We start from the raw sequence: 18,559 nt of genomic DNA, 5'->3' as shown, positions 1-18,559 counted from the left end.
GGGCGAAACAAGCGCGGGACCGCGTGAAGGTGCCGACGAGAAAAGGGGGTTCACGATGACCGGTCCACGGCGCAACGAGGGATCGCGCCGGACGGCTTACTACGAACGGGTGGTCGTCTATGTCTGCCGGGCGCCGGTGCGGCGGACCACGCGCAACAGGTACTCCTTGCGGTCGAGCGGGTCCGGGCCGATCCGTTCGCGGGACGGGACCGGGCCGCGGACCGGCGCGTAGTGGTCGAAGGCGCTCTCCAGCACGCCCTCGCCGCGGGTGAGCCCGGGCAGCCGGCGGGTCAGCTCGTGCACCCGCGCGGCCGGAATCTCCCCGGTCACCTCGGCCGCGCCGGTCGCCAGCGGCACGGCGCCCAGCCGGGCCAGCACCGGCAGCAGCGTGGGAACGGTGTCCGCGGGCACCTCGGCGCGGAACGCGTGGATCGGCTCGTGCACCACCGTGCCGGCCCGGCGCAGGGCGGTCATCAGCACCATCGGGGTGAGCAGGCGGAAGTCGGCGCCGGTGCTCGACATGCTCTTGTCGAAGATGGCGTGCGAGTGGGACTGGCGCGGCGAGTACCCCGAGTGGGTCATGGTCACTTCGCAGTCCGGCACCTCCCAGCCGTGCAGGCCCTGCCGCAGGGACTCGCGCACGGTCTGCTCGACGGCCGTGAAGAACGCCGCCGGCATCGACCCCAGCTCGACGCCGAGCCGGAAGGTGACCCCCGAGCCGGCCGGCGCCGGCGCGACCCGCAGGCCGACGGTGGCCAGGAACGGGTTCGGCTCCACCTTGTTGAACTCGACCGCCTCGCCGGCGCCGGCCGGGCGCTCGATGCAGATGGTGGTGGTCTCGCGGAAGGTGACGGCCAGGCCGTACTGCTCGGCCAGGGTCGCCTCGACCACCTCCTTCTGCACCTCGCCGTAGAGCGAGACGTAGACCTCCTGCCGCTCGTCGTCCTGCCGCAGGTTGATCAGCGGGTCCTGCTCGGCCAGCTCGGCCAGGGCCGCGTGCAGGGCGCCGCGCTGCGCACGGCGGGACGCGAGCACGGCGGTCTCCAGGCTGGGCGGGGCGAATTGCGCCTGGCCGGTGCGCTTCGGGCGTACGCCGAGAGCGTCGCCGATCCGCACCGAGCCGAGGCCGCGCAGCCGGCCGATCTCACCCGCCGTGATCGCGTCCCGGGTTTCGCATCCGCCGTCCGTGAAGACCTCGATGCCGGTGATCCGGTCCGGTCCGGCGGTGTCGCGCACGCGCAGCGTGCCGGTGAACATCCGCAGGTAGGCGAGTTTCTCGCCGGCCGGCCCGCGATCGACTTTGAACACCGTGGCGGCCGACGGCCCGTCGGTGGCGCCGGTCGCCGCGGGCAGCAGCCGGGTGATGCCGTCGATCAGGTCGTCGATGCCGGCGCCGGTGATCGCCGAGCCGAAGTAGACCGGGTGGACCCGGCCGTGGACCCGCAGCGGCGGTGGCGGCCGGTCCTCGACGAACGCGGCCAGCACCCGGTCGTCGTGGTCGGCCAGGCGCAGCCGGTCGACCTCGGAGCGGACCTTCGCGTCGCGGGTGCCGAGGTGCTCGACCCGGCTCATCGGGACGATCGCCGGGCTCAGCCGGGTGGCGATCTCGTCGAGCACGCCGTCGAAGCGGGCGCCGGCGCGGTCCACCTTGTTGACGAAGATCAGCGTCGGGATGCGCAGCCGGTGCAGGGTGCGGGCCAGCACCCGGGTCTGCGCCTGCACGCCCTCCACCGCCGAGGCCACCAGGACGGCGCCGTCGAGGACGCCGAGGACCCGCTCCACCTCGGCGATGAAGTCCGGGTGGCCGGGAGTGTCGATCAGGTTGACGGTGCGGTCGCGCAGCGGGAACGACACCACGGCTGACTTGATCGTGATGCCGCGGCGGCGCTCCAGGTCGAGCGTGTCGGTCTGGGTGCTGCCGTCGTCGACGCTGCCGAGGTGGTCGATGACCCCGGCGGTGTGCAGCAGCCGCTCGGTGAGGCTGGTCTTACCGGCGTCGACGTGGGCCAGGATGCCGAGATTGAGAATTGACAAGCGTCATGTCCTTAACGAGGGTGCGGACTCCTTCCGGGTGGGACATGAACGCAGCGCGCATCTCTCGGCTCTTCCTGCTCGGCGATCAGAACCCGCCCAGCTCATCAGGGGCAGCGGGAACCGGCAACCGAATTTAGGGTCATCGGATGGTCCTCGCGCGTTACGCCGGCATCCGTCCCGCCGCTGTCCTGGGCTGCGCCACCACCGGCGACGTCGTGGACGCCGTCGCCGAGGCCCGGCGGGCCGGGCTGCCGGTCGTGGTCCGCGGCGGCGGGCACTGCTTCGCCGGCCGGTCCAGCACCACCGGCACGGTGATCGACGTGAGCCCGCTGACCGGCGTCCGGGTGGACGGCGACCGGGTGACCGTGGCCGCCGGCACCCGGCTGGCCGAGCTCTACGACCGGCTCGCCGCGCACGGCCGGACCGTGCCGGCCGGCTGCGGCGCCACCGTCGGCATCGCCGGGCTGACCCTCGGCGGCGGCCTCGGCATCCTCGGCCGCAGCCACGGCCTGACCTGCGACAGCCTCGTGTCCGCGACGGTCGTGCTGAGCGACGGCACGGTGACCGAGGCCGGCGACGACCTGCTCTGGGCGCTGCGCGGCGGCGGCGCGCCGGGGGTGGTCACCGCGCTGACCTTCCGGACCGTGCCGGCCCCCGACTCCACCGCCTTCCGGCTCACCTTCCCGGCCGACGCGGCGGCCGACGTGCTCGACGCCTGGCAGCACGCGCTGCCCGAGCTGGAGGAGGCGTTCGCGCCCAGCCTGGTGATCACCTCGCAGCCGTCGGTGACCGTGTTCGGCGCGGTGCCCGGGCTCGCGGCGGTGGATCACCTGATCGACCGGATCGGGGTGCGGCCGTCGTCCGACGGGCGGCAGCACGGCACGCACCACGCGACGAAACAGTGGCTGGCCGGCGACGGCGACCCCGGATACGCGTTCCTGCACTCGGAGTTCTTCCGGGAGCCGGTGCCGGCGGCCGCACTGGTCGAGCGGCTGCTCGCCGACCGCCCGGGGGAGGAGCGGGAGCTCGACTTCAACCCGTGGGGCGGCGCCTACGGCCGGGTGGCGCCGGACGCGACCGCCTTCCCGCACCGCGACGCGCGGTTCCTGCTGAAACAGACGGCCACCGTCACGGCGGGGGAGCGGCCCGGCCCGTGGCTCGACGAGTCGTACGCGATCACCCACCCGTACGGCACCGGCGGCGCCTACCCGAACTTCCCGGAGCCGGGACTGCCCCTGGAGGCCTACCACCTCGGCAACACCGAACGGCTGCGCCGGATCCGCGCCGCCTACGACCCTGCGCGGATGTTCACCGCTTGACTCTCGACCTGCATGAGGCACCACCCTCGACGTCATGATCACCATCGAGGAGCTGCGGCCGATCCTGCGGGCCGCCTGGGACGCCGACACCTGCGACCCGCACGACTATCCCTGGCGACCGGAGAACCCGTCGCGCGGCCAGTGCGGGGTTACCGCCTTGGTGCTGAACGACCTGCTGGGCGGCGAACTGATCCTCGGTGAGGTCTTCGTCGACGGCGTCAAGGTCGGCCACCACTGGTGGAACCGGCTGCCCGGCGGCGACGTCGACCTGACCGCCGACCAGTTCCACCCCGGCGAGGTGGTCACGCCCGGCGAGGTGCGGCAGCGGCCGGCGGGACCGCCGGCACGCTGCCGCGAGCAGTACGAACTGTTGCGCGCCCGGGTGCTCGACGCGCTGGCGGGCCGGCCCGGCGAGCGGACCGGCCCGGAGCGGATCACGCGGCGGGCAGACCGCCCACCTGCTGGTTGACCCAGGTGCGGATCGACGGCAGGTCGCCGTAGATCGACGGCCCGGTCGCGCAGGTCGAGTTGTTGTTCCCGGCCCGGCTGGTCACGCCGATCAGCACCCAGCGGCCGCTGACCTGGCGTACCTGCGGCCCACCGGAGTCGCCGTAGCAGGCGCCGGAGTTGCCGTTGGTGTTGTTCGTGCAGATCTCGTACGGGCCGTTGATGCCCAGGCAGCGGCTGTCCGCGACGATCGACGTGTCCAGCTCGTTGGCGATGCGCGGCGCGGAGCCGCAGCCCCGGGTCGGGCAGGTCTGGCCCCAGCCGATGATCCGGGTGGCGGTGCCGACCGCGCCCGAGGTGGTGGGGATCGGGGCCGGCGCGTGCGACACCGACGAGGCGAGCTCGAACAGCTTCACGTCGATGCGCGGGTGGTTGACCGCACGGCGGACGGCGACCACGGTGCCGCCGCTGGACCGGTCGATGCTGCCCACCCGTACCGATGAGGGGGTGGGGCAGTGCTTGGCGGTGACCGCCCAGTTCGCCTTGATCAGCGAGCCCGTGCAGCCGGACACGTAGACCATGAACGAGTAGTTCTGCGTGGCCGGCTGGCCGCCGACGACGAACGTCGAGGGGGGAGGCTCGGGTGGAGCCGCCGCGACCGCGGTGGCCGGCGCGAGCATGCCGGCGACGACGGCGGCGGCAGTGAGGAGAATCCGGGCGGGGGTGCGCATGCGGAGGTCCCTTCTGCCGTTCGGGGAGGGCTGTTGCCCGCGCCGACGGTAGCCAGAAAGTGACGCACGTCGATACATCCCAGGCGGCACCTCTTGCCGGGGTGATGGTGCTCCGCCCGCTAGGGTGACCGGGTGAGCATCGAGATCAGTGACTACGACCGTGCCTGGCCCGGCCGGGCGCGGCACGCCATCGACGAGGTGACCGCCTTGCTGCCCGGCCGGATCGTGCTCGCGGAGCATGTCGGCAGCACCGCCGTGCCCGGCCTGCCGGCCAAGCCGGTGATCGACATGATGGTCGCGACCGCCGATCTCGGCGACGTCCTGGAGGCCGAGGAGGCGTTGCGCGCGATCGGCTACCGGCGCATCGAGACCGGCATGCCGGAACGGCTCTTCTACCGCCGCCCCGGCTACCACCTGCACGTGGTCACCACGGCGTCCTGGGACACCCGCAACGAGCGGCTGCTGCGCGACCACCTGTTGGGCAACGCCGCCGACCGCGACGAGTACGGCCGGCTCAAGCGGCAACTGGCCGCCGCGGGGGACGACGCGGACGCGTACACCCGGGGCAAGACGGCGCTGATCCAGCGGATGGTCGACGCGGCCCGCGCGGCCAAGGGGCTGCCCTCGGTCGACGTCTGGGAGGAGTGAGGCTCAGCCGCGGCGGCGGGCGTCCACCTCGATCTCGAACCGCATGCGCGGGTCGGCCAGACCGCAGACCAGCATCGTCGCGGCCGGCCGCACCTCGCCGAACCAGCGCCGCAACGTCGGCCAGCACGGCTCGAAATCGGCGCGGTCGGGCAGCAGATAACGGACCCGGACCACGTCGGCCATCGTGCAGCCGGCCTCGGCGAGCGCCGCCTCCACGTTGCGCAGACACTGCTCGGCCTGCTCCACCACGTCGTCCGCGATGGTCATCGTGGCGTAGTCGAAGCCGGTCGTGCCGGACACGTGCACCCGGTCGCCGTCGACGACCGCGCGGGCGTACCCGATCTGCTCCTCGAAGGTGGAACCGCTGAAGATCGCTCGTCGCTCAGTCACCCCGGAAAAATATCCGAACTTTTCCGCGAAACCTGTCGAGGACCGGCGCCGCCCGTTCGTCACCCCGGTGAAGCACCTTCCGAGAGGAGCACAACCATGAAGTACGCGATGCTGATCTGCGGCGACGACGCGGAATGGTCCACCCTGCCCGCGGACGAGGAGCAGGACCTGATGAAGCAGATCTACGGCTGGTACGAGCGGTGGCAGCCGACCGGCAAGATCGCCGACGGGGGCGCCGAGCTGCAGCCGCGGGAGACGGCGAAGACGGTGCGGGCCGGCGCCGACGGCGAGCCGGTCGTCACCGACGGGCCCTACCTGGAACTCAAGGAGGTCGTCGGCGGCATCGTGATCCTGGAGTGCGACGACATCGACGAGGCCGCCCGGATCGCGGCGACCTGGCCGCTCGGCGCCGGGATGACCGCCCTAGAGGTCCGGCCCCTGATGACCCGGGAGTAACCGCCGCAGCTCACCGACCCGGCGGGACAGCAGTTCCCGTTCCGCCGGGTTCGTCGCCAGATCGAGGGCCCGCTCGGCCGCCGCCAGCGCTTCGGCGGTCCGGCCGAGCGCGGCCAGCACGTCGGCGCGGGCGGCGTGCCACAGGTGGTAACCGGCGAGCCGGTCGCCGAGCGCGTCCACCTCGTCGAGCGCCGGGCCGGGACCGAGGGCGAACCGGGTGGCCACCGCCCGGTTCAGCAGCACGATCGGGGACGGGTCCAGCGCGTACAGCCGGTCGTACAGCGCGCGCACGTCACCCCAGTGGGTGGCCTCGTAGGAGACGGCGAAGGCGTGCAGCGCGGCGATGCCGGCCCGCACCTGGTAGGGGCCGGGGCGGCCCTGCCGTACCGCCGCCCGCAGCCGCAGCGCCGCCCGTTCCATCGTCGTCTCGTCCCATTGGCGGCGGTCCTGGTGCTCCAGCAGCACGATGCGGCCCCACGAGTCGAAGCGGGTGGCGGCGCGGGCGTGGTGCAGCTCCAGCAGCGCGGTCAGGCCGGCCACCTCCGGCTCGTTCGGCAGCAGCGCGGCCAGCTGCCGGGCCAGCTCGACCCCCTCGCGGGCCAGCTCGTGCCGCTGGGCGGACCGGCCGCTGGACAGGTAGCCCTCGTTGAACACCAGGTAGATCACCGCGAGGACGGCGGGCAGGCGCTCCGCGTACTCCTGCGGCTCCGGAACCTCGAACCGGATGCCGCGCTCGCGCAGCTGGCGCTTGGCCCGGGAGAGCCGCTGCGCCATCGTCGGCAGCGGCACCAGGAACGCTGCGGCGATCTCGTTCGTGCTCAGCCCGCAGGCGGCGTAGAGGGTCAGCGCGACCCGGGCCGGCTCGGCAAGATCCGGGTGACAGCACGCGAAGACGGTCGCCAGCCGGTCGTCCACACCGGGCTCCGGCGGCGGTTCGGCGGCCACCCGCGCCAGTTTCTCCCGGCCCACCGCGTCGCGGCGCAGCCGGTCCACGGCCTTGCGCCAGCCGGTCGTCACCAGCCACCCGGCCGGGCTGTCCGGCACCCCGTCCTCGGGCCAGCGTTTCAGCGCCTCGGTCAGCGCGTCCGACAGCGCCTCCTCGGCGCGGTCGAAGTCACCGAGCCGGCGGCTGAGCGCGCCCAGCATGCCGGCCGCGTCGGCCCGCCAGATCCGGTCGACCAGTTCGGCCACGTCGTCCACCCCAACAGGGTGCCCTCAACCGGTGGTGCTGACCACCATCCGGTCGGTGGACCGGCACAGCAGATGACCCTCGGCCGCGTCGCAGCCGAACTCGTGGTGCGGCGGGATCGAGCCGAGCAGCACCACCCGGCCGGTGCGCAGGTCCAGCCGGCTCACCGCGGTACGCCCACCCGCCCCGGCGAACGGCCGCAGCAGCAGCACCGACCCGGCACCCGGCTCCGGGTACGCCTGGCCGACCCCACCCGGGCCGATCCGCCGGCCGTCCGCCGCGTCGACCAGCTGATAGTGGGGCGGGTCGCGGCCGTCCCCGGCGAGCACCCGCCCGTCGCCGGACCACAGGACGAAGGCGATGCCCGGCAGCTCCCAGCGCCGCTCGCCGGTGGCCGGGTCGACACCGGACAGGATCTCGTCGTCGGTCTGGCACAGCAGCGCACCGCAGTCGTGCACGTCGGGATAGCGGTCGGCCGGCTTCTGCCACAGCTGCTGCAGGGTGTCCAGGCGGTAGGCGGTCACCGTGGACCCGCGCGGTTCGGTCAGCATCACGAACAGGCGGTCGCCGACCACCCGCAGCCAGGTGTCGTAGCCGGAGCTGGGCCGGGTGGCCTGCCACCGCAGGCTGCGGCTGCGCACCGGGCGACCGTCGGCGTACGCCAGCACGCTGATCACACCGGCCGCGGTGGCCGTGACGATCGCGTGCGGGCGGCCGTCGCGGAGGCCGACCGTGGCGGTCTGCACGCCGGTCGCCGGCCGGCGCCAGATCTGCTTGCCGTCGCGGGCCGTCACCAGGCTCAGCGACCGGACCGCGCCCTGCTCGTCCCGCTGCTCCAGCAGGACCTCGCCGGTAGTGCCGGGCAGCGGCTCGCCGGGCCGGGTCCAGAGCCGGTCACCGGTGGCCGGGTCCAGCGCCGTCGTCTCCCGGTGGAAGATCAGGGTCCCGGTGCTCCCGTCCGGGAACGGCTGCTCGACGGAGAGCTGCCCGGTCCGCAGCAGCAGGATCCCGGCGCCCGGCAGGGCCTCGAGGATGCCCAGCTCCGGCCCGGCCGGCCAGGTCCATCGCGGCGCGCCGGTGGCCAGGTCGTAGGCGGCCAGCTCGGCGCGGCCGCCGGCCATCCGGTGCACGAACGTGGCGCCCCCGGCGATGATGGCGGCCTGCGGCTCCCCGACCGGCAGACTCCACGCCTCGTGCACGGTCGGCGGTCCGGGCGCCGCCGAACCACCGAACGCGACGGCACACACCAGCGCCACCGCCGCGGCGCCCAGGCGGCGCACCAGCCGCCGGTCCAGACGCGGCAGGGCATCGTCGGGGTGCGGCCCGGCCGACCGGTCACTGACGTCGCCGAGCTCGATGACGGACCGAGGCATCGAAGCGATCCTAATCCGCCCGCCCGGCCGCGAGGTTGATCAGGTGTCGTTTGCGCAGTTCGAGTCCTGTGCCGGGTAGGTGCTGACGATGTAGGTGGTGGTGGACCCGATGAGGTGCCGGCCCGGTCCCAGGTTCGGCCACTGCCGGTAGAAGGGGCTGTTCGGGAAGTCTTTGCGCCATTGCCGGGAGCAGTAGCCCGGACCGGTGTACCAGCCGGCCACCGTCCGCAGGTTGAAGTAGTCGTACGTGTTCTGGACGTCCGGCAGCAGGGCGTCGTAGTTAGCGGTGCTGTTCCGGTTGATGATGATGCCCAGCCGCCCGCCGGTCGCCGAGTCGTTGTGGATGTAGTTGGTGTACGGAGCCGCGTGCGCCGCTTGCGCGGTGATCTGTTGCACGCCGGCCGTGGACAGGAGGGCGCCGGCACCGAGAACGGCGGCGGTTCGCCGGATGCGATCCTTCATGGCCGGACCGTATCGACAAACTTCACTGCTGTCTGTCGGAAAGCGGGCGGAGACAACCACCCATCCGCGCGGCCGCCGGCCGCGAATGCCTTTCACCGTACGCATGGCGAGGTGAAGGGGTACGTCGAGATGGCTGACTACAGGACGACGACGATGGGCCGCTCCCGGCTGTCCCGCCTGCGGTACCGCCTGGACAGCGGGGACCGGCGGTCGCTCGCCGGGATGGCGGGCGTGGTCGTGTTGCTGCATCTGCTCGGCTTCGGGCTGCTCTTCGGTGTTCTGCTGCCGGACGGCTACCGGCTCGGCGACGGGCGGCAGGGGCCGCTCGTGGCGGCCGGCATCGTGGCCTACCTGGTGGGGATGCGGCGGGCCTTCGACCCGCGGCACGTGACCGCGGTCGGGGACAGCGCGGCCGAGATGGCCCGGGGTGGGCAGCGGGTGCTGTCGGCCGGGTTCTGGTTCGCCCTCGGGTATGCCACGGCGGTGTCCGCGCTGGCGCTGCTGCTGACCATGGGGGTGCAGGCGTTCGCGTGGTGGGGTGGGCTGGACGGGTTCGTCCCGCGGCTGGTCGCGGACGCCGCGGGCGCCGGGGTGTTCCTCGGGATCCTGGGGATCGTCAGCCTGGCCGTGCTGTTCGGTGCGGCGCGGAGGCGCCGGCTCGGGGCCGGCCCCGGTGAGCCGCCCCTGGCGAGCCGGTTGACCGGGTGGGTGCGCAGCCCGTGGCAGCTGGCGGTGACCGGGCTGCTGTTCGGCGCCGGGGTGGGGCTCACTGTGGAGGTCGGGTTGCTGGTGCTGGCTACCGGGCTGGCGCTGTTCCTGCTGCCGGCCTATCCGGTGATCGTGGTGCCGGTGCTGTTCGCCGCGGGCATGGCCCTGGCGGGGGCCGTGCAGGGCGTGCTCGTCATCGATCCGTACGGCACGCAGGAGGAGGAACTGGCCCGGGGGAGCGCCTGCCAGATCGGGTTCGCGGCGGCTGCCGGCCTGGTGGCGCTGGGGGCCGGGGTGTTTCCGCTGGTGGGCGGTGCCGGAGATCCGGCTGCCGGACAGCGTGCCGGTGAGTTTCGACCTGGGGGAGGGGCCGGTCGGGGAGATCGGGCGGATGCTGCTCGGCTGGCCGGTGCTGCTGCTCCTGCTTCTGCTGGCCGTGGTGGTGTTCGTGCTCCTGCGCCGCCGCGGGAAGAAGGACGAGCCGGCGGGAGCGCCGCAGAGTCCGTCGAAGCAGGACGCCCGCTGGGCGCGGGCGGCGGAGAAGGAGGAGGCTCGCCGGGCGCGGGCGGCAGCGAAAGAGCAGTCGCGGCGGGCGCAGGCGGAGGCTCGCATGGCGGCGCCCGCCCCGAGAAACGCCCGCCCGAACGCGCCGAGCGCGTCGCCGCGGCAGCCCAGTTCCGCTCCGCAGCCCACCCCCGCTCCGCAGCCCGCGCCGCCGCGAGTTCGCGGTGTCGCCCAAGCCCCGGCGCACGACCGCAACCCGAGCTTGCCGCAGACCGCGCTCCAACCGGCGGTCCGGCAACCTGCCGCGCCGCAGCCGGGCCAGCAACCTATCCCGCAGGCGGTCCAGCAACAGCCTGCACCACACGCCGCCCCCGACCAGCCCCGCTACACCGCCCGGGCAGCCGTCACCGGCGACGCCACCCAGGCCCAGCCGGTCGTCGCCCCGATCGCTACCGCCGGCGCCGCCGTCGTCACCGCCGCCGGCGAGGGTCTGGGCCGCGCGATCGCCTCCGGACTGGCCAGCGCCGGCTACGGCATAGTCGCCGTCGACCCCGACCCCGGCAACGCCCAGGCCTGCGCCACCCAGGTCCGCGCCTTCGGTGTGCCCGCGCGGGCGCTGCAGGCCGAGGTTCAGGACTCCCAGTACCTGGACCGCATCGTCGCCGCCGCCGGTGAACTCGGCGGCCCGGCCGTCCTGGTCAACACCGTCACCGACAACACCCTCGCCCTGACCTCGGCGATGCTGCTCAGCCAGCTCATCCTCGACCCGATGGGCGCCGCCGGCGGCGGCGCGATCGTCAACGTCGTCACCGCCCCGCAGGCGGAGGACCGGCTGATCCGCTTCACCGCGAGCCTGGCCGGCCCGGCCGAGGCCTACGGCGTACGCGCGACGTGCGTGACCGTCGACCCGCGCCGCACCCACCCCGCCGACCTGGTCACCGCCGTCCTGGACCTGGTCCGCCGCGGCCGCCCCGGCGCCGTGGTGCAGATGCAGGCGGTCGGGCTGCGGCCGGGCCCCGCCCGTGGGTCAGCCCCGGTCGGGTGACGACGGCGGGCCGACCGCTCTGCGGCAGCGGTCGGCCAGCCGGGTCAGTGCCGCGGCCAGCTCCGGCCCGTCGACCACGGTGAAGTCCGCGTCCAGCATCCCGAGATAGAGGGCCAGCATCTCCGGATGATCCGAGCCCGGGGTGAACTCGCACCGGTCCGCCGCGACCTCGCGCACCTCGACCGGCACCGGGATGCGGTCGCGGACGTACTGAGCCGGCGCGTGCACCACGACCCGCGCCCGGTACCGCCAGGTCGCGGTGTGCACGCCGTCCGCCACCCGCGCGGTGATTTCCGGGTCCGGCGGCAGCGACCGCGGCGCGAAACGCGGCCCGGCCGGGGCGCGCGGCGTGATCCGGTCGGCCCGGAAGGTGCGCCAGTCCGCCCGGTCGGTGTCCCACGCGAACAGGTACCAGCGGCGCCGGTCGTGCACCAGCCGGTACGGCTCCACGTCCCGGTCGGTGACCGTCCCGTCGTGCGCCCGATAGCCGAAGCGGAACCGTTCGTGATCGCGGCACGCGTCGGCGATCGCGGCGAGGCGGGACACCTGGATCGCCGCTTCCGGCGGGGGCACGCGTAGCGCGTACGTCTCAAAGGTCTTGACCTTGCGGCGCAGCCGCGCCGGAAAGACCTGCTGGACCTTGGCGAGGGCCCGCAGCGACGCCTCCTCGATGCCCGCCACCGTGCCGCCGGCGGCCGTGCGCAGCCCGACCGCCACCGCGATCGCCTCGTCGTCGTCGAGGAACAGCGGCGGCAGCCCGGCGCCGGTGCCCAGCCGGTAGCCGCCGGCGACGCCGGGCCGGGCGTCGACCGGATAGCCGAGGCGGCGCAGCCGGTCCACGTCCTTGCGGATGGTCCGGGTGGTCACGTCGAGCCGGGCCGCCAGCTCCGGCGCGCCCCAGGTGCGGCGGCTCTGCAGCAGCGCCAGCAGTCGCAGCAGACGCAAGGATGTCTCCGCCATTCGCCCATCCTCGTCGCCAACGCGGAACGAAGCGATCCGCGATTGCCCCTAACGTCGGCGTCGACCCGCTTCGAAGAGGAGAAGTTCGATGGAACCGTTCCGCATCGCCGTCCCGCAGAGCGACCTCGACCAGCTGCACGACCGGCTGGCGCACGCCCGCTGGCCCGCCGGGCTGCCCGGCGTGGGCTGGAGCCGCGGGGTGCCGCCGGAGAAGCTGCGTGAACTCGCCGATCACTGGCGCACCGGTTACGACTGGCGGGCCGCCGAGGCGCGGCTCAACGAGTATCCGCAGTTCACCACCGAGATCGACGGCCAGACCGTGTGGTTCCTGCACGTCCGCTCGGCGCGGCCGGAGGCGCCGGCGCTGCTGCTCACTCACGGTTACCCCAGCTCGCCGGCCGAGTTCCTCGGCCTCATCGAGCCGCTCGCCGCCGACTTCCACCTGGTCATTCCGGCACTTCCCGGGTACGCGTACTCGACCCCGCTCGCCGGCACCGGCTGGGCGATGATGCGCACCGCCCGGGCCTGGGTGGAGTTGATGCGCCGCCTCGGCTACGAGCGTTACGGCGTGCACGGCGGCGACGTCGGCGCCGGCGTCTCCGGTGCGGTCGCCTCCCTCGACGGCGAGCACGTGATCGGCTGCCACGTGGTCACCGACCCGCCGACCGCCGCGGCCACCGCCACCTTCATCCCCGGCATGGCCGACCGGCTCGACCCGAACGACCCCGTCGACAAGGTCATCCTGGAGCGGATCGACGCCTTCCGCACCGACGGATCCGGCTATCTCTCGATCATGAACACCAGACCCCAGACCATCGGGTACGGCCTGACCGACTCCCCGATCTTCCAACTGGCGTGGGTGGCCGAGAAGTTCGAGGAGTGGACGCGGATGCCGATCGACCGGGATCAGATGTTGACCACCATCAGCCTGTACTGGTTCACCGGCTGCGGTGTGTCCGCCGCGCACACCCTGTATGAGCAGGCGCATTCGTACGAGTGGGGCGGCGAGGCGACGGTGCCGCAGGGCTTCGCGGTGTTCGGCGCGGACGAGACGGTGCCGCGGCTGATCCCGGTGCCCGACGGCACGCACTGGACGGAGTTCCCGCACGGCGGCCACTTCCCGGCCATGGAAGCGCCCGACGATGTGGTGGCCGACCTGCGAACCTTCTTCGGCCCGCTGTCGTGACGCGGCTATCGGGGCGGTCCCAGGGCCGCCTCGACAGCGGCCTCCGCGCTCGCCACATGCTCGACTCCCGGCACCGGTGAACCGTCCGCCCGCGTCACCCGCCACCCGTTCAGCGACACCACCGGGACGCCGCCCCGTCGCAGGGCGAGAGCGACCTCGCTGAGCGTGCCCCACGAGCCGCCGACACTGATCACCGCGTCGGCGGAATGCACGATGATCGCGTTGCGGGCCTCGCCCATGTTGGTGACGATCGTCGCCGACAGGCCGGGGGAGGCCCCCTCCGCGCTGTCACCAGGCCTGATCCCGACGACCAGGCCGCCGCGGGCACCGGCGCCGGCCGCCACCGCGGCCATCACCCCGCCGCCACCGCCGCAGATGACCACGACGCCGCGCTCGGCGAGCAGCTCCCCGACGCGGTGGGCGTCGCGGGCTTCTGCCTCGGTGCAGTCCGCGGGCCCGCAAACCGCCACCTGAACCGCCATGTCAGCGGGCCGGCAACTGGAGGGCGCCTGCGGACCGCGGTTTCTCCCGGCCGCAACCGAAGATCGGCTCGGCCAACAGCACGGTCAGCGTCTGCCGGACCGGCAGGAACAGCCTGCGCACCGCTGGCTGGCTCCGGAGACTCCCCGAGATGCACCACAGCTGCCAGCCTAGGCTCCCGCCGCCGAGCCCGCCGGGCGTGCCACATCGAACGCCGATCCATATCCGCCATCCCCACCGCGAGCAGGCACATCGACCACCCTCACCACCCACCCCGCGAAACTGGGGGCTGCGGATCATCCCGGATAGCGGCAGACTGCCGGAGGTGGATTCCGCTCGATCTCACACCGGACTGTTGCTCGGCGGACGCTATCGGCTGCTCAGCCCCATCGGCGCGGGCGGCATGGCCGTCGTCTGGCAGGCGCACGACCACGTGCTCGCCCGCACGGTCGCCGTCAAGATGGTGACGCCGCAGCAGTCGGACGACGCCCGGGCCCGCGACCGGATCCGCTCCGAGGCGCGGGCGGCCGCGGCACTGGCACATCCGAACATCGCACAGGTGCACGACTACGGGGAGATGGAGAGCGACGGGCAGATCTTCCCGTACGTCGTGATGGAAATGGTGCCGGGAGGCACGCTGCTGCAGCGAATGGCTGCCGGGCCGGTGTCGCCGCAGTTCGCGATGCGCGTCTGCGCGGAGATCGCCGCCGCGCTGGCGGCCGCGCACGCCGAGGGCCTGGTGCACCGCGACATCAAACCCGCCAACGTGATGCTCGCGCCGACCGGCGCCAAGGTGGTCGACTTCGGGATCGCCGCGGCCGTGGCTGCCGACCCGGGGCCGGAGGTGCTGGGCACGCCCGCCTATCTGGCCCCGGAGCGTCTCGCCGGTGACGCGGTGGTCGCCGCCTCCGACGTCTACGCCCTCGGTGTGGTGCTGTACCTGCTGCTCACCGGCCGTTCCCCGTGGACCGCCGAGAACACCCGGCAGATGCTGGACGCGCACATCTACATCGAGCCGGCGCCGCTGCCCGCCGTCGCGGGCGTGCCCGACTATGTGGTCGGTCTGTGCAACCGTTGCCTGGCGAAGAACCCGGCGGCCCGGCCGAGCGCGCAGGAAGCGGCCGCGGTGCTGGCCCACGGCGCCGGGCTGCGGGTGGTGACCGACGAGCCCGCACCGGTCGGCGCCGCCGCGGCCGCGGAACCCACCGTCCTGGTGCGGACGGTCCGCCTCGATCCGCCCGCGAGCCCACCGACAAGGTCGAAAGCGCTGGTCATCGGGGCAGCGGCCGTGGTGACGGCGCTGCTCGCCGGCGGCGGGGGATGGCTGCTGATGGCCGACCGGCCGGATCCTGACCGGGAGGACGTCGCCGTGGCGGAGGCCAGCGCTCAGCCGCCGGCGCCGCCGCCCGCTCCGACGCTGGTGGCGCGCCGCTCCGACCGGCCGGAGCCGAAGCGTTCCCGAACGGTCAGCCCGGACGCCGCCGCCAGCCCGTCGGTGGCCGGCTCCCGCCCGGCCAGCCCGTCGGTCGCCACCGCGAGCGCGACGATTCCGCCGACGGCCGAGCCGACCGCGGCACCCACGGCTCCCACCGCGCCGGACCCGGACCCGGAACCGGTGCCGGTGCAGCGCACCTTCACCTCGACCGGCGGCACGATCGAGGCCACCTGCCCCGCCCCGACGACCGCTCAGATCCTCTCCTGGACACCCGCCGGCCAGTACAAGGTGCAGTCCACGAGCCCTGGACCGTCGGCCGCGCCCGCTGTGACGTTCAAGCGCGGAAAAACGCTGATCACTATGACGGTGACCTGCGCCGGCAGCGAACCGACGATGACACGGGAGCCGGTCTCGGCCGGCTGAGCAGGGGGGAGTCCCGTGGACGGGAGCCGCGAGCTGCGCTGGTCCATGGGTCTGTTCCTGGTTTTCGCCGCATTCGTACCGATGCTGATCGTCTCGCTGGACAACTCCGGCGCGTGGGCTCCGGTTCTGCTGGCGGCCCCGATCAATGTGATCGGGGCCGTCCTCGCGGTGGTCGGCATGGGCACCCCCGACCCGAGAGCGTCCGCTCACCGCCTCTGGCTGGCGGCCGCCGTCGTCCTCATCGGCAACGGCGCCCTTTACGCCGTGCGGTAGTTCAGCACGACCACACCACTGCCCATCGGGGTCGCGTCGAGCAGCGTGAACCGGTGCGGGTCGAACCCGGCGTCGGCCAGCGGGATGCCGGCCCCGGCCACGATCGGGTTCAGCTTGATCACCAGCTCGTCGATGAGCGGCAGCAGTTGCCCGGCGAGGCTCCCGCCGCCACAGAGCCAGATGTCGCGGCCCGGCTCCTGTTTGAGCTTGCCGACGAAGGCCGCCGGGTCGTCGGCGACGACCTGGACCGCTGGATCCGGGGACTCGGTCATCGTGCGCGAGAAGACGATCTGCCGCAGATGCTGGTACGGACTCGTGACGCCTTCCCGTAGCACCGGTTCGTAGGTGCGCCGCCCCATCAACACGGTGTCGAAGTGCTGGTTCTCGCCCAGCTCCAGCCCGAACGCCTGCCGCACGTGCGTGGGCACGGTCTCCGGATAGCGCGAGTTCATGAACGCCGACACGTCCTCGGGAATGCCGAAGAACTCCCACGCCCCGTCCGGCGCGGCGATGTAGCCGTCGATGGTCATGGCGACGAAGTACACGAGCTTTCGCATGCTGATCTCCTAACCACTATGGCTGTCGTGGTTAAAGTACAGCACCTGTAGTGGTTCCTGCTACCGTGTCGTCATGCCGAGAAATCCGGAACGCCGCCGGGCCCTCACCGACGCCGGCCTGCGGGTGCTCGCCGCCGGCGGCGCCCGCGGCCTGACCCACCGGGCCGTCGACACCGAGGCCGGCGTGCCGGTCGGCACCGCGTCGAACTACTTCCGCTCCCGCGACGCGCTGCTCGGCGCTCTCGGCGAGCGGATCATCGAACGGTTCGCCCCCGACCCGGACGTGCTGGCCCGGCTCGCCGCCCGCGAACCCAGCCGTGAGCTGTGGGCCGACTACCTGCGCTACATCGTCGAACGCACCACCCGCCAGCCCGAGCTGACCCGCGCGCTCATCGAGTTGCGCCTGGAAACGGCCCGCCGCCCGGGTCTCGCCGCGATCCTCGGCGAGACGCTGCGCCGCGGCTTCCGCGACGACGTCGCCTTCCACGCCACCACCGGTCTGGCCGGCGGCCCGTTCGAGATCGCGCTGCTGCATTACGCGCTGGACGGCCTGCTGCTCGACATGCTGACCACGTCGATCGGCGCCGAGGCCGACCCGGACAAGGTCGTCGAGGCGTTCGTGGACCGCCTGATCCCCTGAGGAGGCGGTAGCGTATCCAGCAGGGTGAATCTCCACGGAAGGATCGACGATGACGCTTCGTGACACCCCGCCGTTCCGGGCCGACCACGTCGGCAGCCTGCTGCGCCCCGCCCGCCTGCTGAAGGCGCGTGAGCAGAAGGCAACCGGCGAGATCAGCGCCGACGAGTTGCGCGAGATCGAGGACGACGCCATCCGCGAGGTGGTCCGCATGCAGCGCGACGTGGGCCTGCGCTCGGCCACCGACGGCGAGTTCCGCCGGACCTCCTGGCACATGGACTTCATCTATCGCCTCGGCGGGATCCGCCGCACCGACGAGAAGATCCAGGTCCACTTCCGCAACGAGAAGGGCGAGCTCGACTTCGAGTCGGCGGCGCTGGCGATCGACGCGCCGGTCCGCCTGACCGAGACCATCTTCGGCGACGACTTCGCGTTCCTGGCCGAGCAGGTCGGCGAGGGTGTCACCGCGAAGCTGACGATCCCCTCACCCAGCATGGTCCACTACCGCGGCGGCCGCGCGGCCATCGACCCGAAGGTCTACCCCGACGAGGACCAGTTCTGGTCCGATCTGAGCGCCGCCTACGCCGAGCAGGTCCGCCGGGTCGCCGACCTGGGCTGCCGCTACCTGCAGCTCGACGACACCAGCCTGGCCTACCTCAACGATCCCGCCCAGCGCCGGCTGCTCAACGACCGCGGCGACGACGCCGAACACCAGCACCTGCGCTACATCCGCCAGATCAACGCCGCGATCGCCGACCGCCCCGCCTCCCTCGCGGTGACCACCCACATGTGCCGCGGCAACTTCCGCTCCTCCTGGGCCGCCGAGGGCGGCTACGACTTCGTAGCCGAGGCGCTCTTCAGCGAGCTGGCCGTGGACGGCTTCTTCCTCGAGTACGACGACGAGCGCTCCGGCGGTTTCGCCCCGCTGCGTTTCGTCCCGCCCGGCAAGATGGTCGTGCTCGGCCTGGTCACCACCAAGAAGGGCGCCCTCGAGTCCAAGGACGCCCTGAAACGCCGCATCGACGAGGCCGCCAAGTACGTTCCCCTCGACCAGCTCTGCCTGTCCCCGCAGTGCGGCTTCTCCTCCACGGTCGAGGGCAACGTCCTCAGCTACGAGGAAGAGGTGGCCAAGCTGCGCCTGATCGCCGAGACCGCCGACGAGGTCTGGGGCTAACCCCGAGCCACTCCAGCCAGGCTTCCCCCTCACGCACCCTTTTCAGTACGACCTACGGAAGCCCCCGCCTTCACCAGCGAACCAGTCACCACCCCGGGCCCCAGGGCCCGCGCCGGGCTTAAGCAGTG

The 18,559-nt window shown here is 72.9% G+C and carries 19 protein-coding genes and 1 pseudogene; 11 read left to right on the top strand and 9 right to left on the bottom strand.

From position 1 onward, the window contains the following. Positions 1-117 precede the first annotated feature (117 nt). The gene (locus tag AB0F81_RS35550) at positions 118-2,034 is read right to left on the bottom strand and encodes a translation factor GTPase family protein (RefSeq protein WP_360204444.1); all 1,917 of its coding nucleotides are present in this window, start codon (positions 2,032-2,034) and stop codon (positions 118-120) included. Between the two features lie 146 nt (positions 2,035-2,180). On the opposite strand from AB0F81_RS35550, the gene AB0F81_RS35545 reads away from it, so the two are divergent. Together AB0F81_RS35545 and AB0F81_RS35540 are read left to right on the top strand one after the other, a co-directional pair. After that, positions 2,181-3,353, top strand: a complete 1,173-nt coding sequence (locus AB0F81_RS35545) for an FAD-binding protein (protein ID WP_360204442.1) — start codon at positions 2,181-2,183, stop codon at positions 3,351-3,353. Between the two features lie 34 nt (positions 3,354-3,387). Further along, the gene (locus AB0F81_RS35540; RefSeq protein ID WP_360204439.1) at positions 3,388-3,822 is read left to right on the top strand and encodes a hypothetical protein; all 435 of its coding nucleotides are present in this window, start codon (positions 3,388-3,390) and stop codon (positions 3,820-3,822) included. Here the strand turns inward: AB0F81_RS35540 and AB0F81_RS35535 are convergent. Then, positions 3,788-4,480, bottom strand: a complete 693-nt coding sequence (locus tag AB0F81_RS35535; RefSeq protein ID WP_360204446.1) for a trypsin-like serine protease — start codon at positions 4,478-4,480, stop codon at positions 3,788-3,790. The two genes, AB0F81_RS35540 and AB0F81_RS35535, sit on opposite strands and share 35 nt — an antisense overlap. A gap of 183 nt (positions 4,481-4,663) precedes the next feature. Between AB0F81_RS35535 and AB0F81_RS35530 the strand changes: the two genes are divergently transcribed. Continuing rightward, positions 4,664-5,179, top strand: a complete 516-nt coding sequence (locus AB0F81_RS35530) for a GrpB family protein (RefSeq protein WP_360204437.1) — start codon at positions 4,664-4,666, stop codon at positions 5,177-5,179. A 3-nt stretch (positions 5,180-5,182) separates the two neighbouring features. Here the strand turns inward: AB0F81_RS35530 and AB0F81_RS35525 are convergent, their stop codons facing one another. Further along, complete coding sequence (locus AB0F81_RS35525; RefSeq protein ID WP_360204434.1) at positions 5,183-5,569, bottom strand: RidA family protein; 387 nt, start codon at positions 5,567-5,569, stop codon at positions 5,183-5,185. 96 nt (positions 5,570-5,665) lie between these two features. Here AB0F81_RS35525 and AB0F81_RS35520 point away from each other — a divergent pair, with 96 nt between their 5' ends. Then, the gene (locus AB0F81_RS35520; RefSeq protein WP_360204432.1) at positions 5,666-6,025 is read left to right on the top strand and encodes a YciI family protein; all 360 of its coding nucleotides are present in this window, start codon (positions 5,666-5,668) and stop codon (positions 6,023-6,025) included. On the opposite strand, the gene AB0F81_RS35515 is transcribed toward AB0F81_RS35520, so the two are convergent. From AB0F81_RS35515 to AB0F81_RS35505, 3 genes are read right to left on the bottom strand one after another with little or no spacing between them, the layout of a single operon-like run. After that, complete coding sequence (locus tag AB0F81_RS35515) at positions 5,993-7,225, bottom strand: DUF6596 domain-containing protein (protein WP_360204430.1); 1,233 nt, start codon at positions 7,223-7,225, stop codon at positions 5,993-5,995. The genes AB0F81_RS35520 and AB0F81_RS35515 overlap by 33 nt on opposite strands. Before the next feature lie 15 nt (positions 7,226-7,240). Continuing rightward, entirely contained in the window at positions 7,241-8,587 is a 1,347-nt protein-coding gene (locus tag AB0F81_RS35510; RefSeq protein WP_360204427.1) for a PQQ-binding-like beta-propeller repeat protein, read from the bottom strand. A gap of 39 nt (positions 8,588-8,626) precedes the next feature. Beyond that, positions 8,627-9,049: a hypothetical protein gene (locus AB0F81_RS35505; RefSeq protein WP_360204424.1), complete on the bottom strand. Its 423-nt coding sequence runs from the start codon at positions 9,047-9,049 to the stop codon at positions 8,627-8,629. Positions 9,050-9,178: 129 nt separating this feature from the next. On the opposite strand from AB0F81_RS35505, the pseudogene AB0F81_RS35500 reads away from it, so the two are divergent. Together AB0F81_RS35500 and AB0F81_RS35495 are read left to right on the top strand one after the other, a co-directional pair. Next, positions 9,179-9,958 (top strand): annotated as a pseudogene (locus AB0F81_RS35500) (HoxN/HupN/NixA family nickel/cobalt transporter); the annotation flags it as partial. A 112-nt stretch (positions 9,959-10,070) separates the two neighbouring features. Beyond that, the gene (locus AB0F81_RS35495; RefSeq protein WP_360204421.1) at positions 10,071-11,306 is read left to right on the top strand and encodes an SDR family NAD(P)-dependent oxidoreductase; all 1,236 of its coding nucleotides are present in this window, start codon (positions 10,071-10,073) and stop codon (positions 11,304-11,306) included. Here AB0F81_RS35495 and AB0F81_RS35490 read toward each other — a convergent pair. After that, complete coding sequence (locus AB0F81_RS35490) at positions 11,289-12,266, bottom strand: YafY family protein (protein ID WP_360204418.1); 978 nt, start codon at positions 12,264-12,266, stop codon at positions 11,289-11,291. The genes AB0F81_RS35495 and AB0F81_RS35490 overlap by 18 nt on opposite strands. Positions 12,267-12,354: 88 nt before the next feature. On the opposite strand from AB0F81_RS35490, the gene AB0F81_RS35485 reads away from it, so the two are divergent. Continuing rightward, positions 12,355-13,452 carry an epoxide hydrolase family protein gene (locus tag AB0F81_RS35485; RefSeq protein WP_360204416.1) on the top strand — a complete coding sequence of 366 codons (1,098 nt, stop codon included), beginning with the start codon at positions 12,355-12,357 and terminating at the stop codon, positions 13,450-13,452. A 5-nt stretch (positions 13,453-13,457) separates the two neighbouring features. On the opposite strand, the gene AB0F81_RS35480 is transcribed toward AB0F81_RS35485, so the two are convergent. After that, the gene (locus AB0F81_RS35480; RefSeq protein WP_360204414.1) at positions 13,458-13,934 is read right to left on the bottom strand and encodes a TIGR00725 family protein; all 477 of its coding nucleotides are present in this window, start codon (positions 13,932-13,934) and stop codon (positions 13,458-13,460) included. A 323-nt stretch (positions 13,935-14,257) separates the two neighbouring features. On the opposite strand from AB0F81_RS35480, the gene AB0F81_RS35475 reads away from it, so the two are divergent. Both AB0F81_RS35475 and AB0F81_RS35470 read left to right on the top strand, forming a co-directional pair. Beyond that, positions 14,258-15,790 carry a serine/threonine-protein kinase gene (locus AB0F81_RS35475; RefSeq protein WP_360204411.1) on the top strand — a complete coding sequence of 511 codons (1,533 nt, stop codon included), beginning with the start codon at positions 14,258-14,260 and terminating at the stop codon, positions 15,788-15,790. A gap of 15 nt (positions 15,791-15,805) precedes the next feature. Then, complete coding sequence (locus tag AB0F81_RS35470; RefSeq protein WP_360204408.1) at positions 15,806-16,063, top strand: hypothetical protein; 258 nt, start codon at positions 15,806-15,808, stop codon at positions 16,061-16,063. On the opposite strand, the gene AB0F81_RS35465 is transcribed toward AB0F81_RS35470, so the two are convergent. Continuing rightward, on the bottom strand, positions 16,048-16,620 hold the full coding sequence (locus AB0F81_RS35465; protein ID WP_360204406.1) for a dihydrofolate reductase family protein: 573 nt from the start codon (positions 16,618-16,620) through the stop codon (positions 16,048-16,050). The two genes, AB0F81_RS35470 and AB0F81_RS35465, sit on opposite strands and share 16 nt — an antisense overlap. Before the next feature lie 73 nt (positions 16,621-16,693). Between AB0F81_RS35465 and AB0F81_RS35460 the strand changes: the two genes are divergently transcribed. Next, a complete protein-coding gene (locus AB0F81_RS35460; protein WP_360204404.1) occupies positions 16,694-17,260 on the top strand; it encodes a TetR family transcriptional regulator in 567 nt (188 codons plus the stop codon). A 49-nt stretch (positions 17,261-17,309) separates the two neighbouring features. Beyond that, positions 17,310-18,431 carry a 5-methyltetrahydropteroyltriglutamate--homocysteine S-methyltransferase gene (locus AB0F81_RS35455; protein ID WP_360204401.1) on the top strand — a complete coding sequence of 374 codons (1,122 nt, stop codon included), beginning with the start codon at positions 17,310-17,312 and terminating at the stop codon, positions 18,429-18,431. The last annotated feature ends 128 nt before the right edge of the window (positions 18,432-18,559 follow it).

Source organism: Actinoplanes sp. NPDC024001 (genome assembly GCF_040638955.1).
Taxonomy (GTDB): Bacteria; Actinomycetota; Actinomycetes; order Mycobacteriales; family Micromonosporaceae; genus Actinoplanes.
Note: the sequence above shows the minus strand (reverse complement) of the source record. Positions and strands in the feature narration are given on the sequence as shown.

Bases quoted from the DNA above. Each gene is read 5' to 3' on its own strand.
- AB0F81_RS35545 (WP_360204442.1), top strand. From the start codon at position 2,181: ATGGTCCTCGCGCGTTACGCCGGCATCCGTCCCGCCGCTGTCCTGGGC.
- AB0F81_RS35540 (WP_360204439.1), top strand. From the start codon at position 3,388: ATGATCACCATCGAGGAGCTGCGGCCGATCCTGCGGGCCGCCTGGGAC.
- AB0F81_RS35535 (WP_360204446.1), bottom strand. From the start codon at position 4,480: ATGCTCGCGCCGGCCACCGCGGTCGCGGCGGCTCCACCCGAGCCTCCC.
- AB0F81_RS35520 (WP_360204432.1), top strand. From the start codon at position 5,666: ATGAAGTACGCGATGCTGATCTGCGGCGACGACGCGGAATGGTCCACC.
- AB0F81_RS35510 (WP_360204427.1), bottom strand. From the start codon at position 8,587: ATGCCTCGGTCCGTCATCGAGCTCGGCGACGTCAGTGACCGGTCGGCC.
- AB0F81_RS35505 (WP_360204424.1), bottom strand. From the start codon at position 9,049: ATGAAGGATCGCATCCGGCGAACCGCCGCCGTTCTCGGTGCCGGCGCC.
- AB0F81_RS35490 (WP_360204418.1), bottom strand. From the start codon at position 12,266: ATGGCGGAGACATCCTTGCGTCTGCTGCGACTGCTGGCGCTGCTGCAG.
- AB0F81_RS35485 (WP_360204416.1), top strand. From the start codon at position 12,355: ATGGAACCGTTCCGCATCGCCGTCCCGCAGAGCGACCTCGACCAGCTG.
- AB0F81_RS35480 (WP_360204414.1), bottom strand. From the start codon at position 13,934: ATGGCGGTTCAGGTGGCGGTTTGCGGGCCCGCGGACTGCACCGAGGCA.
- AB0F81_RS35465 (WP_360204406.1), bottom strand. From the start codon at position 16,620: ATGCGAAAGCTCGTGTACTTCGTCGCCATGACCATCGACGGCTACATC.
- AB0F81_RS35460 (WP_360204404.1), top strand. From the start codon at position 16,694: ATGCCGAGAAATCCGGAACGCCGCCGGGCCCTCACCGACGCCGGCCTG.
- AB0F81_RS35455 (WP_360204401.1), top strand. From the start codon at position 17,310: ATGACGCTTCGTGACACCCCGCCGTTCCGGGCCGACCACGTCGGCAGC.